Annotated in this window: 11 protein-coding genes; 7 read left to right on the top strand and 4 right to left on the bottom strand. The window is 38.9% G+C overall.

Features of this window, described 5'->3' with window-relative positions:
* The first annotated feature begins 76 nt into the window (after positions 1 to 76).
* The 6 genes from H7A25_24815 (at position 77) to H7A25_24790 (ending at position 7288) form a co-directional block, all read left to right on the top strand.
* A complete protein-coding gene (locus H7A25_24815; GenBank protein ID MCP5503145.1) occupies positions 77 to 1597 on the top strand; it encodes a hypothetical protein in 1521 nt (506 codons plus the stop codon).
* Between the two features lie 92 nt (positions 1598 to 1689).
* Positions 1690 to 2580 (top strand): hypothetical protein, encoded by an 891-nt coding sequence (locus H7A25_24810; protein ID MCP5503144.1) that lies wholly within the window; start codon positions 1690 to 1692, stop codon positions 2578 to 2580.
* Between the two features lie 69 nt (positions 2581 to 2649).
* Positions 2650 to 4059, top strand: coding sequence for a von Willebrand factor type A domain-containing protein (locus tag H7A25_24805; GenBank protein ID MCP5503143.1), 1410 nt, complete (start codon positions 2650 to 2652; stop codon positions 4057 to 4059).
* A gap of 23 nt (positions 4060 to 4082) precedes the next feature.
* Positions 4083 to 5504: a hypothetical protein gene (locus H7A25_24800; GenBank protein MCP5503142.1), complete on the top strand. Its 1422-nt coding sequence runs from the start codon at positions 4083 to 4085 to the stop codon at positions 5502 to 5504.
* Between the two features lie 120 nt (positions 5505 to 5624).
* Entirely contained in the window at positions 5625 to 6581 is a 957-nt protein-coding gene (locus H7A25_24795; GenBank protein MCP5503141.1) for a patatin-like phospholipase family protein, read from the top strand.
* A complete protein-coding gene (locus tag H7A25_24790) occupies positions 6578 to 7288 on the top strand; it encodes a polyphenol oxidase family protein (GenBank protein MCP5503140.1) in 711 nt (236 codons plus the stop codon). The genes H7A25_24795 and H7A25_24790 overlap by 4 nt, the downstream gene beginning before the upstream one ends.
* A gap of 110 nt (positions 7289 to 7398) precedes the next feature.
* On the opposite strand, the gene H7A25_24785 is transcribed toward H7A25_24790, so the two are convergent.
* The 4 genes from H7A25_24785 to H7A25_24770 are packed head-to-tail and all read right to left on the bottom strand — an operon-like array spanning position 7399 to position 11920.
* Positions 7399 to 7821, bottom strand: a complete 423-nt coding sequence (locus tag H7A25_24785; GenBank protein ID MCP5503139.1) for a response regulator — start codon at positions 7819 to 7821, stop codon at positions 7399 to 7401.
* Positions 7822 to 7833: 12 nt separating this feature from the next.
* Positions 7834 to 8910 (bottom strand): 3-isopropylmalate dehydrogenase, encoded by a 1077-nt coding sequence (gene leuB, locus H7A25_24780; protein MCP5503138.1) that lies wholly within the window; start codon positions 8908 to 8910, stop codon positions 7834 to 7836.
* 16 nt (positions 8911 to 8926) lie between these two features.
* On the bottom strand, positions 8927 to 10147 hold the full coding sequence (locus H7A25_24775) for an acetylornithine transaminase (protein ID MCP5503137.1): 1221 nt from the start codon (positions 10145 to 10147) through the stop codon (positions 8927 to 8929).
* A 9-nt stretch (positions 10148 to 10156) separates the two neighbouring features.
* Entirely contained in the window at positions 10157 to 11920 is a 1764-nt protein-coding gene (locus H7A25_24770) for a phospho-sugar mutase (GenBank protein MCP5503136.1), read from the bottom strand.
* A gap of 208 nt (positions 11921 to 12128) precedes the next feature.
* Between H7A25_24770 and H7A25_24765 the strand changes: the two genes are divergently transcribed.
* The gene (locus H7A25_24765) at positions 12129 to 12986 is read left to right on the top strand and encodes a hypothetical protein (GenBank protein MCP5503135.1); all 858 of its coding nucleotides are present in this window, start codon (positions 12129 to 12131) and stop codon (positions 12984 to 12986) included.
* Positions 12987 to 13039: the final 53 nt, after the last annotated feature.

The following is a 13039-nucleotide window of genomic DNA, read 5'->3' as shown; positions in this document are numbered from 1 at the left end:
TACTATTTTTTTATCTAATGCTCTTCTTAGAATAGATAATTCTTGTTTTCTGGAAAGCTTTCTTTGAACTGGAATTATGCAATTTTTGCGTATGAAAACAGCCCTGTTAGTATGTATATTTTTGTCTTTTTTATTCTCTCTCTATTCTTTTGAAAGTAAAGCTCTCAATGGTATCCCTATTTCTTCGATTCGAATTAGCGGCTTATATAATTACAAAGAATCCTATATAAAAAATAAATTACAAAGCAAGGAAAATAAGCCTTATTCGGCCTCCATTCTAAACCGGGATCTGAAGCGACTCTACAGAACAAAACGATTTTATAATATTGCTGTTTATTCTGAAATAAAAGAAGGACAGCTAAGTCTGAACCTTATTTGCAAAGAGAAACCCTTACTCGGTAGAATTCTCTGGACAGTCCGTGGGAAAGATAATATTTCCTTTCCTTCTCATTTGAAGCAACTTGAAGGAAAAATATTTAAAGATGATATGGTGAATCTTATAAAAGAAGAAACCATACTGGCCCTGAAAAAGCAGGAATATGTAGATACAAAGATTTTTGCAAAAACCTTTTTTAAGAAGGAAAAAAATTTGTATTTCATTGAACTGAGTATTCAAGCGGGAAAGAAATATAAATTTGGTTCCGTGAAAGTAAACGGCTTACACGCAAGTTTTGAAAAGCTTCTATCGGAAGAAATGCAGGAGAGGTTTTTTCGTTTTGAGATGTTTTCATTATATCGTGCAAAGCTTGCGAAGGATTACCTGCAAGATTATTTTATCGAAAAAGGTTTTAAGGATGTAGAAATTTCTCCGCCGGAAAGCTCCTATAAGGTTGCAAAAGCCGGTTTTTTTACACCGGAACAGATAAGTCTGAATTTTCGTGTAAAAACAGGAAAACGATACTTTTTGAATGGATTAAGTTTAAGCTACCCGGAAACCAGGAAAAAAAGTATACATCCTGAATATAATAAAAAAAGAATATACCTCCCTGATTTGAGAGAAACTTATCTTATACAAAAAACTTTTGGGAAACCTTCAATAAATTTAAGGCCCTATAGACAAATTAAAGATAGAATATATTTCAATAATCTAAGAAATCAAATGATCCGGGAAGCAAGACTTCTCAGTAAAATAGAAGAAAATGAGTATATCTTTTCTCTCGAACCTAAAACTATTGAACTTTTTCAAACCTGCAAACATCCGTCTATTCCGAAAGGTTTTTTGAGCTGTACCGAACTGAGAAAAGAGCTAAACCTTAAAAACTTACAGAAGCTTTTACAGCATAGAAAACGATATTATAAGCAAATACTTATACATAAGAGCTACAAACTATCGAATAATGAAATGCAAAAATTAGGTGCATATCATTTTGTCGGCTTTAAAAAGCAGGAGAAGCAAAAACTTTTAAAAGATTTAGACGCTGTAAAAGATTCTCACTCCTTTTTTCGTTTCTTTCGTAAAATGCAGAAACTATCAAGTTCTGATACAAAGTTTCCGAAAGTCGAGATAAAGTTTCTGCCTTCAGACAGCAGGGGAAGGGCGAATATTGTCTTTATACGAAAGGAAATGAACGATAATTTAGAAAAGAGTAATTTATAAACCCTTATGTCTCTTAAACCTCTCTAAAATTGTAAAAAAAAACTCTCCCTGACTCGATACTTGTACTAAGAAATTTTTAAAGAGAGTATGGTATGCGTAGTATAATAAACGGTACAATCCTGTTGCTTGCTGCATCATCATTGTTAGCAAGACCTACGACCCTACAAAAATCAGAGAAACACGAGCTAAGGTACATAGAGAGCCGGAGAACAGAAGGCTTCGGAGACCGTGAAATCGATAGATTGCACACCTCTATTGCTTCCATCCTGGCAAAAACTAAAGTGTTTTTAGATAAAGGGTTTTATGAGAAGTCAAAACTTTATATGGACAGTGAGCCTGTAGAAGGGCATATGGTTTACCTTGCGGATACAGAAAATATGATGTATTACGATAAGTCTATCTTCTTCAAAGATGGTGAGGGCAAGCCCTATGTAGTGATTGATCTCGGACAGGGACTTTCCTGGAACGATTATCCAACTTCTTTTACTTATGAAAGTAAGGCTTTTGTGTATCCTTCCGATGACTTTAAATCTCTCGCGAAAGTTATCATGCAGTTCAAGAGAACCAATGCAGATAAGGTCCCGCATATCAGGGAGATGAGAAGGCTTGTTAATGAAACAGCGGTTTCTGCAAGCCCGGTTCAGTTTGAGGGAGAAGAAGATAAAAATCTCCCCAAAGTTCAGGAAGAGAATGTTGTGGACACAAAAGCAAAAAAAGATAATAATGCAGATATTCGACTGGAATACTATACCAGTAACGATGGGGTAAATTTCTGGCCGGATAAACCAGACATTCAGCAAAAACCGGGGATGGTTGCAAAGCTACACGATCTGGAAGATGTTCTTTCCTATGATAACCAAAAAAATATGTTCGATAACTACAAGACCTCCCTCCAAAAAATAGAAAAAACCTTAAAGAAAAGGTTATATATTATGGAGCTGAACAAGCGTGGTACAAATCGTAAAATGTTGATTAATTATTAATCCCTGAGGGAATAATGATTCAATAAAAATCAATTTGCTATTTTCAAAGGCCTCTGGAGAATAGAATCCATGAAGGCCTTTTTTGTTTTTTTATGCACGGGTTTCCTTTTATTTCATTGTTCCAGTTCAGAAGAATCTTATTCTTCTAATTCCTATAATACCTACTACAATAAACTCTATAATTATTCTTACTACACTACTTCCAAAAATCCGATTTCGGATTTCCCTGTACTAGTAGGTGATAAGGCTTTTTTAGAGTTAAAGCTGATGTCAGAAAGAGATCAAATTCCTTATACTTCAAGCATTGCTACTGAAGAATTGATAAATAGCATTCCCTATCATTACGATTTTGAAGAGGAGGGAGGACCTTTGCAGGTTTATACCGAAACCTCTGCCTCTCCTTTTGATAAGAAAAAAGTGGTAAGTCTCATCGCCCTGAAAACAAAGAGTAAGAACGTGGTGGAAGTTAAAATTCCTCCTCGAAATCTTGTAATTGTAGCCGACACCTCCGGTTCTATGTCGGGAGATCTCCGCATCGGACTATTAAAGAAAACCTTAAAAGACCTGAGTCATACCTTAAATGAAAAAGATGTTTTTAGCCTGATAAGTTTTGAATCGGAAGCTAAAATTCTTATCAAGGAATTAAATGGCAAAGAAAGTATGGTATTACAAAAATCTATAGCTGCTTTAGAAGCCAATGGTGGAACCAATGCCTGGCCTGCTATACAATTAGCCTACAAAATAGCCAGATCACTACATGAGCCGAATCAATACACCAAAATTATTTTTGCTACCGACGGAGACTTCGGGGGTGTGAATGAAAAAGAGTTTTATACATTAATAGCTAAAGAGAAAAAAGCAGGAATCGAGTTTTCCGTTTTAGGCTATGGTGTAGAGAGTAATAACAAGGTTATGGATACGCTTATCGAAAAGGGTCTCGCCACTTGTAATTATATACAAACCGAAACTATAGCAAGAAGTTCTCTATTCAAAGAAGTTTTAAGTCCGTATTCGTTGAGCCTGAAAGATCTGAAAGTAAGCCTTGAGTTTAATCCGAAACTTGTAAAGCTACACAGACTTATTGGTTTTGAAAAAAATTATGTTTATAAAAAACCTGTTCCGAATGAGCTTCCGGGAGATTATACTGTAAGTACATTTTATGAAATGCTTATAGATGAAACCTCTACAGAAAAAGAACTATTCAAAATAAAGCTGAACTATATGGAGAACAATGGGAACTTAGGGAGTATTCAAAAGAATGTATATAAGGATACGAATTCTGCATTTGATAAATCAGCGGATTTTCGTTTTGCTCTTGGGGTAGCCGGTTTCGGAATGTTCTTAAACCGTTATCCGATTACAGATGCAGTTGATTATAACCTTGTAATACATCTCATGCAGGATGCTCTTGATTATGACCCGCAGTCCTATCGTTCAGAATTATTTAAGATTGTTCTAAAATATAGAAATATGCAATAAGGTTCATTGATTATAGGTATAGAATGAAAATTTTACTTATTTTAATTTGTTTTTTGAGTAGTTTTAGTTTGTATGCTGATTCGTATCACTATTATAATAGTCTCTTCGGCGACAGGGCCGCCGGAATGGGAGGAGCCTATTCGGCAATAGCGGACAGTCCTTCCGGAATTTACTATAATCCGGCCGGAACAAGTCTTGCTCCTGATAATTACCTGACTGTTTCATCGAATATGTATACAGAGGTAAGCAAGCGTTATCAAAATGTATTTGGTAGGGGAGAAGATTATGTGCGGAAATCAAAAAGTTTTAATCCAAATTTTATCGGAACCATAAAGAAAATATCTAAATTTTCTATCGGAATTGCCATTATCAACCCTGTAAATGAAAAATTTGACCAGGCAGACCAGTTTAACCTGCCTCCCTATTTTCCTGACTTCACCCGCTCTTTTGTTGATTATACAGAAGAGAATCAGAACCTTCAGGCCGGATTGAGTCTTGCCTATCCGCTTTCCAGGAAATTACAGATAGGAATGACGGCTTTTTATTTTGATGACAGTTCCAAAATTGTTCTCGAACAAATTGTTGAAAAGAAAGATCGTTCTTTTATAAAGGCGACTTATAGAGAAAGAAGAAATACAACTGGCCTTATTCCTGTATTAGGAGTTCTTTATGATTTTACAGAAAAGTTGTCCCTGGGCGCAACCATTCGAAAACCCAAAGTTCTTAAGAATAGCCAAATTATTAGCGGAGACCGAATTAGCGATAAAACAAAAACCGTTGAAAACCTGATTTATAATTATAATACAACCGTACTTTCGAGTACAACACAAAACGAAAAGGTCTATATGAGCGGGGGGCTTCCGGTGAGTATTCCGGAAATTTTTGAATACAGAGTGGGTCTTGCTTATTTTTTATCCAGTTCTTTTATTATGAGTGCTGATTTGATCCAGTATGATTCTTTTCGAAAAAATAGAAATCGTAGTGAATGGGAACCCTTCAGTGGAGAATTAACAATGCGAGATAGAAGAGACCCGGAGCTGGATAGAGAAAAGGTTTTAAATTATGCCTTCGGTTTTGAGTATTTTTTATTACCCACAGTTTCTTTGCGAATTGGAACTTATAGTAATAATGCCAATACGAGTTCCTATAACTGGAAGCGTGCTGTGGGTGAGTTTATCCTTGCGAATCAACAGAAAAACTATATTGATCTCGGCAATAACACGGTTTATTATCCGGAAATACTTCAGAGAAAAACTCGTTATGAAAATGTCGATCTTCGAGGTTATACGATAGGTATTAGTTTCGAATCCAATATTTCAGCTTTATCATTAACCTATGTATATGAATACGGAAAGGGAGCCTCTCAGATCAGTGCTTCTCAACTTCCGCAGTCCCTGATTTATGCGAATAAATCGATTTATATTATTGCCAGCAGTCATAAGTAAAGAAGAAACACCGGAGCCTTTTGCAAGCCGACCTGGGAATTTTCATTTTTCTTCTTTCCCTGAAACTAAGGCAGTCTAAACTGTGACAGAATAGGAAGGAACTTGGATCAACTACCGACCATACAACAATTAAAAGATAAACTTAACGGTTTTGCTTCCCGTTATCTCTATGAAACCTGCCTCGGAATTTCAGGTGGAGGTTGTAAGGCCATTTATGCTTTAGGAGTTGGTTTTCGCATTCGTTCATGGGGAGTGCGTATTAAAGAAATTTCCGGTGTAAGTGCCGGGTCTGCCATGGCCTTTTCGATTCTTTCTGAAACAGAAGAAGAAGTCATTGAATACATGATGGCTCTCACCAGGCGAAACGAAAGTAATATTAACGTTTCCAACCTGTTAAAAGGAGAGAGGCTTTTTCCTCACGAAAATATCTACCGCAGGGCCGTTCGTTACGGTTTAAATCTCGACAAGATTCGCCAATCCGAAACGAAAATTCATATTTTAAGTGTTAAAGCAGTTCCCTATAAAGGAAAATTTCCTCTTTTTAATAAGGCCAAGCTTATTTCCGAAACAGCCCAGGCCTATTTGAAGGACGATGCCGATAGAGAAAAAGGTATTGCCGGTACTCGTGTCGAAAGTATTATGAAGAAGTGGAACATGAAAGAGGTAATTTTCACCAATAAAGACCTGGAAAATCCGGCTGTAATCGAACAGATTATTATGAACTCTTCCACCATACCTCCTGTAGTCTCCTTTAAGGGGGATGATAGGATCTACTACCTTGATGGAGGGCTTACCAATAATCTTTTATTAGAATGCTTTCCGCGAAATTCCAAAATCATCGGTGTTCACTACGACGATACAACCATTTTTGGTAAGGATCCGGATATCTTAAAGCAATGCTACCTGATACGTCCCTCCGGCAATATTCCTGTCAAAAAATTTGATTATACCGACCCTGTAGGCATCAAAGAAGCCTTTGAAATGGGAAAAGAAGATGCTGAAAGGCAAAAAGATAAAATTTTAGATTACTGTAAAAGACGTTTTTCTATCGAAGAAATAAAAAATAGTATAACATGATAGAACTAGAATTTCCAGCAAAAGACAACACCATTATTCACATAAAGGTTCTCGGCAAAGAAGAGCTTTCTTCTTTTGAAAACCAGAATGTTTCTCCGGAAGAGATTTCTCATTTCTATAGGAAAACGATTCAGAAACATACCGGCATCACCCGTGAAAAAATTTTTCTTTTGAACCAGGAACATGGAGATAATTATTATTCCACCCGGGCTCTTAAAGAAGAAGGAATAGACCGGGGAGATGGGATGTTTAGCCTGAATACAGGAGAAGCCCTGGCGATTAAAACAGCCGATTGTATGCCCATTTTTCTCTTTTCTCCCTCTACCGGCCTGATTGCAGCCCTACATTCCGGTTGGAGGGGAACTATGGCGGGGATCAGCGAAAAATTTCTATTCGGTGAATTTCCTGATACCTTTCCCCCCGATTTAAAAATGTATATCGGTCCCTGTATCCGAAAAGATAGTTACGAAATTAAGGAAGATGTAGCCCGCTATTTCATGGGTTATCTCGGTAAGGCTATGGAGGAGAAAAGAGGTTCGTATTACCTCGGTCTGGATGAAGTTTTAAAAATTCGAGTAAGGAAGGTTCATGCCGAGCTGGAAATCCTCGATTCTGAAATTGATACCATGAGCAATTATGAATATTACAGCCACAGGAGAAATGAGAAAGGCAGGAATTTGAATGTTATTTATAGAGAAGCACCCTAGGTTTATTGCCGCCCTTCGATACGGTCGCCGATTGGTGAGTAGGTGAAGCTGTATCGAACCATGGCGACCTACTCAGGGATCGGCTTTTAAACCCACCGGTATGCAACAAATCAACGGAAGGTAGGGTTTACCTTGTCGATGGCTTCCTTCACCCTTTCCAGAATTTTCTCTCTTTTGATGGGTTTTATCATGTAATCTACAGCCCCATTTTCTATCAGGTTTTTAGAAACAGCCGGGGTGTTTTCATCCGTCACAAAGAAGATTTTCGGGAGTATGGCAGAAGCTTCTTTTAGATCCCAGAAGGTAGCATAACCATCCATAACGGGCATATTGAGTTCCATAATAATCAGATCTACCTGTTTGTTGGCACTGTAGGCCTCCATCACTTCTTTTCCATTGGCGGCCATAGACAGCACTTTGTAGCCTTCTGATTCCAGAATTTGCTGTAGCTGTTTGGCCTGAAATTTGGAAGCTTCCCCGATAATAATCGAGTAGGGTCTTCCATTTGGTGATATTCCCTGAGGATTTGACATAGTTAGTATCCTTTAGAGCAGTTTTTCGATTTCACTGGCAATTTCTTCAGTACCTACAAGCTTAGAGCCTTCTTCTGCAATATCACGGGTTCTGAAGCCTTTTTGGATAACAGTACGAACTGCATTTTCTATCTTATTACATTCTTCGTCCAGAGAGAAAGAATATTTAAGCATTAGTGCTGCACTTAAAATTTGTGCGATTGGATTGGCAATTCCCTGGCCTGCGATATCAGGTGCAGAACCTCCAGAGGGTTCATAAAGTCCGAAACCGGAGGAGGAAAGGGAAGCGGATGGCAGCATTCCAATAGAACCGGTGATGATGGAAGCTTCATCAGATAAGATATCTCCGAACATGTTTCCGCAGAGTACTACATCAAACTGGTTCGGTTTCAGAACGAGTTGCATGGCCGCATTATCCACATACATGTGATTCAGTTCTACTTCCGGAAATTCTGCTTTATGCAGGGCTGTAACCACTTCTCTCCAGAATACGGAGGTACTGAGAACATTGGCTTTATCGATGCTGGTAACTTTATTTTTTCTTTTTTTTGCGGCTTGAAAGGCAAGCCTTGCAATTCTCTCAATTTCGCGCCGGGAATACTTCATAGTGTCGTAGCCAAATTCTTCCTCTCCGCTACCTTCTCGACCTTTTGGTTGACCGAAATAGATTCCGCTGGTTAATTCCCGCATAATCAGTACATCGATTCCCTTTCCAATAATGGAAGGTTTAATAGGTGAAGCATTGGTAAGTTCCGGGTATATAATGGCCGGACGCATATTAGCAAAAAGGTCAAAGTGTTTTCGCAGAGGAAGTAAGGCTCCTCGTTCCGGTTGAATTTGCGGAGGGAGGTTTTCCCATTTGGGTCCTCCCACCGAACCGAAAAGAATGGCATCGGAATTTTCGCAGAGTTTCAGGGTACTTTCCGGCAGCGGTTTTCCGGTCAGGTCAATAGCAGCTCCTCCAACGGGTGCTTCTTCAAAATGGAATTCTTCCTTGGAACTTTTTAAAACGGTTTGAAGGATTTTTAAAGTTACCTTCATCACCTCCGGACCGATACCATCACCGGGCAGTACTGCTACTCTTTTCATAAATCTCCTGGTTCTTCTATTTATTTTGAAAACGAGATATGCTATCCTCAAGGATTCCCAGAGCTTCATTGACTCTTTCGAGGGAAACATTCAAAGGAGGCATTATTCTGATCACTGTATTTGCTGTTGAGTTCAAAAGCAAACCATTTTTCATACAATCTTCTACTACCGGGCCGGAAGGAATGCTTAAATCCAGACCGATATGCAAACCTACTCCCCGAACTTCCCGAATGATTGAATACTTGGATTTCATGATATTCAAATGGGTAAACATATAATCTGAAATGGCCGCGGTATGCTTGAGAACATCCCGACTCAGAATCACTTTCAAAGTCTCGTAGGCTACAGCCGCTGCCAGGGGGTTTCCGCCAAAAGTCGAACCATGAGCACCCGGACCCAGGATACCGGCATAAGAATCTGCAATCAAAACAGCTCCAATCGGAAAACCAGAACCCAGTCCTTTGGCAAGAGTCATAATATCGGGAGTAAAACCATAGTGTTCGTAAGCAAAAAGTTTGCCTGTCCGGCCCATACCGGTTTGAATTTCATCGAAAACAAGTAAGGCTCCGGCTTCCTTGCAGAGATTTCTCACAACTTCAGCAAATTCCCTTTCTATGGGAATGATTCCGCCTTCTCCGATAATCGGTTCCATGAAAAAAGCGGCTACCCGACCCTTATATTTTTGAAATTTCTGATGCAAATCGGTTTCATCATTGGGCTGAACATAGTCAACACCGGAGGCCAGCTCTCCAAATCCCTTATGAATTTTTTCCTGACCTGTGATAGACATAGACCCAAAACTTCTACCATGAAACCCGTTTTTCAAGCTCAGTACCACGGGTCTTTCTATGCCTTTTTCTACACCGTATTTTCTGGCGAGTTTAAAGGCGGCTTCATTGGCTTCAGTCCCGGAATTGCAAAAGAAAACCTTCGAGGGAAAAGAATTCACCACCAGAGCCTCAGCCAGAAGGGCTGTCGACCTGGAATAAAACAGGTTGGATGTATGAAAAAGTTTATCGGCCTGTGTACGCAGAGCATCAATGATATCTGCTTCACCGTGGCCGAGATTTGTAACCGAAATCCCGCAGAAAAAATCTATGTACTGCCGGTTTTCCGTGTCAAAAAGAAGCTCTCCTACGCCATATTCGAAAGCGAGATCGTAACGCTTGTAGTTTCCAAGGATATACTGTTCTGTTTTGTCTTTTATCTCATCCAGTTCTGATTTCATTCCGGTCATTTCTTGCATTTAGTTTAATCCTGTAAGCTTAATAAACTCTGTTTCGGCTGCTTTAAGTTCCTTTAATAAACTCTCTTTTAAAGTAGTGATTTCTTCTTTAGAAGAGGGTTTTTGTAATGATTCATAGGAGCCATAAACCTTCACTTTGGGCTCAGTTCCGGAAGGACGAATGGTGATTCGGCCATTCCCTTCCATTTTGAGTTGAATTACGTTGGAAGAAGGCATACCGCTGAAAATGGATTTCTTTGCATCGCCCTTGACTACCTTGTTCTTGTAATCGATGAAAGCACTTACTTTCCGGGTTCCGAGTTGTTTTCCTATTAGATCTGTATTACGCAGGATTTCCATGCTATCCACGATCTTCTTCTGTCCTTCTGATCCTTTCATCGTAATGGATTTCAGGGATTCCATAAAGAGTCCGTATTTCATGTAGACTTCATCGAGATAAGTTAGGATGTCTTTCTTTTCACTCAGGATTTCTAAAATTAGAAGTGCTGAACTTAAAGAGTCCTTGTCACGAACAAACTCAACCGGCAGATAACCATAGGATTCTTCTCCACCGAAAAGAAACTTATCTTCTTTTTTCTCATCGAGGGCTGCCATTTGCTCGGCTATAAATTTGAAGCCGGTCAGAACATTCTTGCAGGCAACACCGTTTTTCTTTGCGATATTTTCCTGCAAGTCAGTAGTGACGATGGTCTTAAAAATATGATACTTGGTTTTAGTTTTTGACTCTTTCACTTTTTCTGCCAGGTAAGCACACATGATACTTCCGACCTGGTTTCCATTCAGAAGCTCATATTCTCCATCAGGTCTTTTGATACCTACACCGAGTCTGTCTGCATCCGGGTCGGTTGCGATGAATATATCTGCTTTCTTTGCTTTCGAGGTTTTAATAGTTAATTCAAGAGCTTCTTTTTCTTCCGGGTTCGGATATTTTACAGTAGGAAATTCTCCATCCGGCTTTTGCTGTTCTTTAACGAAATAAAACTTGGAGTAACCCGCAGCCGTGAGAAGGCCTTTCATGTATTCTCCTCCGGTTCCGTGTAAGGGAGAGTATACAACTTTAACAGATGACCTGTCATTCTCGCTTAATTTTTTGTTATAGATACCGGATTTAAATACAAGGGTCTTGTATTTTTCAAATACTTCCGGTTCTACATCTGAAACCATTTTTTTATAAATTGGATCAGACTTCTTCAGAAGCTTCACTTCTGACCAATCCTGAATTTTATTTACCGAATCAATAATTTTCTTATCATCGGGTGCTACCAACTGCCCTCCATCGGAAAGATAGGCTTTAAACCCATTGTATTCGGGAGGATTATGAGAAGCTGTAATCATTACTCCACCGGTAGCTTTATAATGACGAACGGCAAAAGAAAGAATAGGTGTAGGTGCAAGTTTGGAAAAAAGTTTTACTTTAATGCCCAGAGAAGCAGCAATCCCGGCAGTCACAGAAGCAAACTCGGTAGACTTTCTTCTGGAGTCATAAGAAATCACAAGTACAGGTTTTTTGGACATATTCAAAAGGTAGCGACAAAAACCGAGAGCCACTCTACCTACTGTGTATTCGTTCATGCGACCCATACCATACCCGATAACACCCCGTATGCCACCGGTTCCGAATTCGAGAGGAAGGGTATAGCCTTCGATATCAAGGCTTGACTTTCCGGCACGTAGGTCTTCTAAGATTGCAGAGGCTTCTTTGCGAATATTGGAGGGAAAAGGTTCTACCGTCCAGGGTAGGATGAATTTTTCTTTTTCGGTAATCTCATTGTTTGCCATATTATTACTGTCCTGTAAAAACTATACTAAAACATTAGTTTCCTAAAGCCTTGCAAAAGGGGATAATTATGTCAAGTTAAACTTATATCCTTTCAGATACGAAAATGATGATTTTCTCCTTGCTCCCGGTGATGGGCATTGTAGTTTATTTAACTTGACAGAGCCCTATGAAAAGAATAATCCAAGAATTACGATGAAAAAATATATTAGCTTATCCTTAAACGCCTTTTTTCTCTCTTCTGTTCTTGTTGGTTGCAAAAGTCTGAATAACTTGCTCTATTTACCTAAAACCACACCGGAAGAATGGTGTAAGATGCGACCCTGTGTAGACCTGGGTTCTTTTATCCTGAATGAACCTCTGGGAACCCTTCTTGTATTCCTTCTTGCCTTTTTATGGATAGGTTCCGGGGTTTATTTTCTAAAAGATAGCAGGGGGCAAAAATCAAGGTTCTGGTTTGGTATTTCACTTATTTTAGGTGGTATCGGAGCTGCTCAGGCCGGGATAAGTTACCAGGCTTTTAGTTATGAGCTAAAATGTGCCGGTTTAGAATATTGTAAATTAACCAATGAGTTTGAAATTGGCTATAGTTTAACCCAGGCGGCGAGTGCCAGTGCCATGCTTTCCGCGGTAGCTTTGGCCTGTAGTAAGGGTTGGTTTCGTGTCGGACTCATCTGGTATTGTATACTAAATACAATTATTTACCTTGTTCTTACGATTATCGGGGTAGCCACATTAAACAAGGTTTTACTTTCTTTTGAAGTCCTGATGTTATTTGCTTTACCGGGAGTTTTGTTTGTTCTTCTCATTTCGGGAAGCAAGTATTTTAAAACAAAATCTAAATTAGATGGTTCTCTTTTCTTTGCAGCCGTATATTTTATATTGGTACAGGTAGCCTACTTTGCTTATTATGCAGCCGGTATTACCCAGACTCTATGGAAAAATGGGAGTGGATTTTATTTATCTGAAAATGATGTTTTGCACGTCGGGATGATCTTCTGGCTTATCTATATTATTAAAACTGTAGGAAAAGAACTACGAGATTATGCCTGAAGATACCATGCAGGCGAGAAAGCGCTTTCTCGCCTGCATGAAAATATTTTATG

The organism is Leptospiraceae bacterium, from assembly GCA_024233835.1.
In the GTDB taxonomy this organism is placed as follows: domain Bacteria; phylum Spirochaetota; class Leptospiria; order Leptospirales; family Leptospiraceae; genus JACKPC01.
The sequence above is the reverse complement of the archived record's forward strand: the minus strand, read 5'-3'. Positions and strand labels throughout refer to the sequence as shown.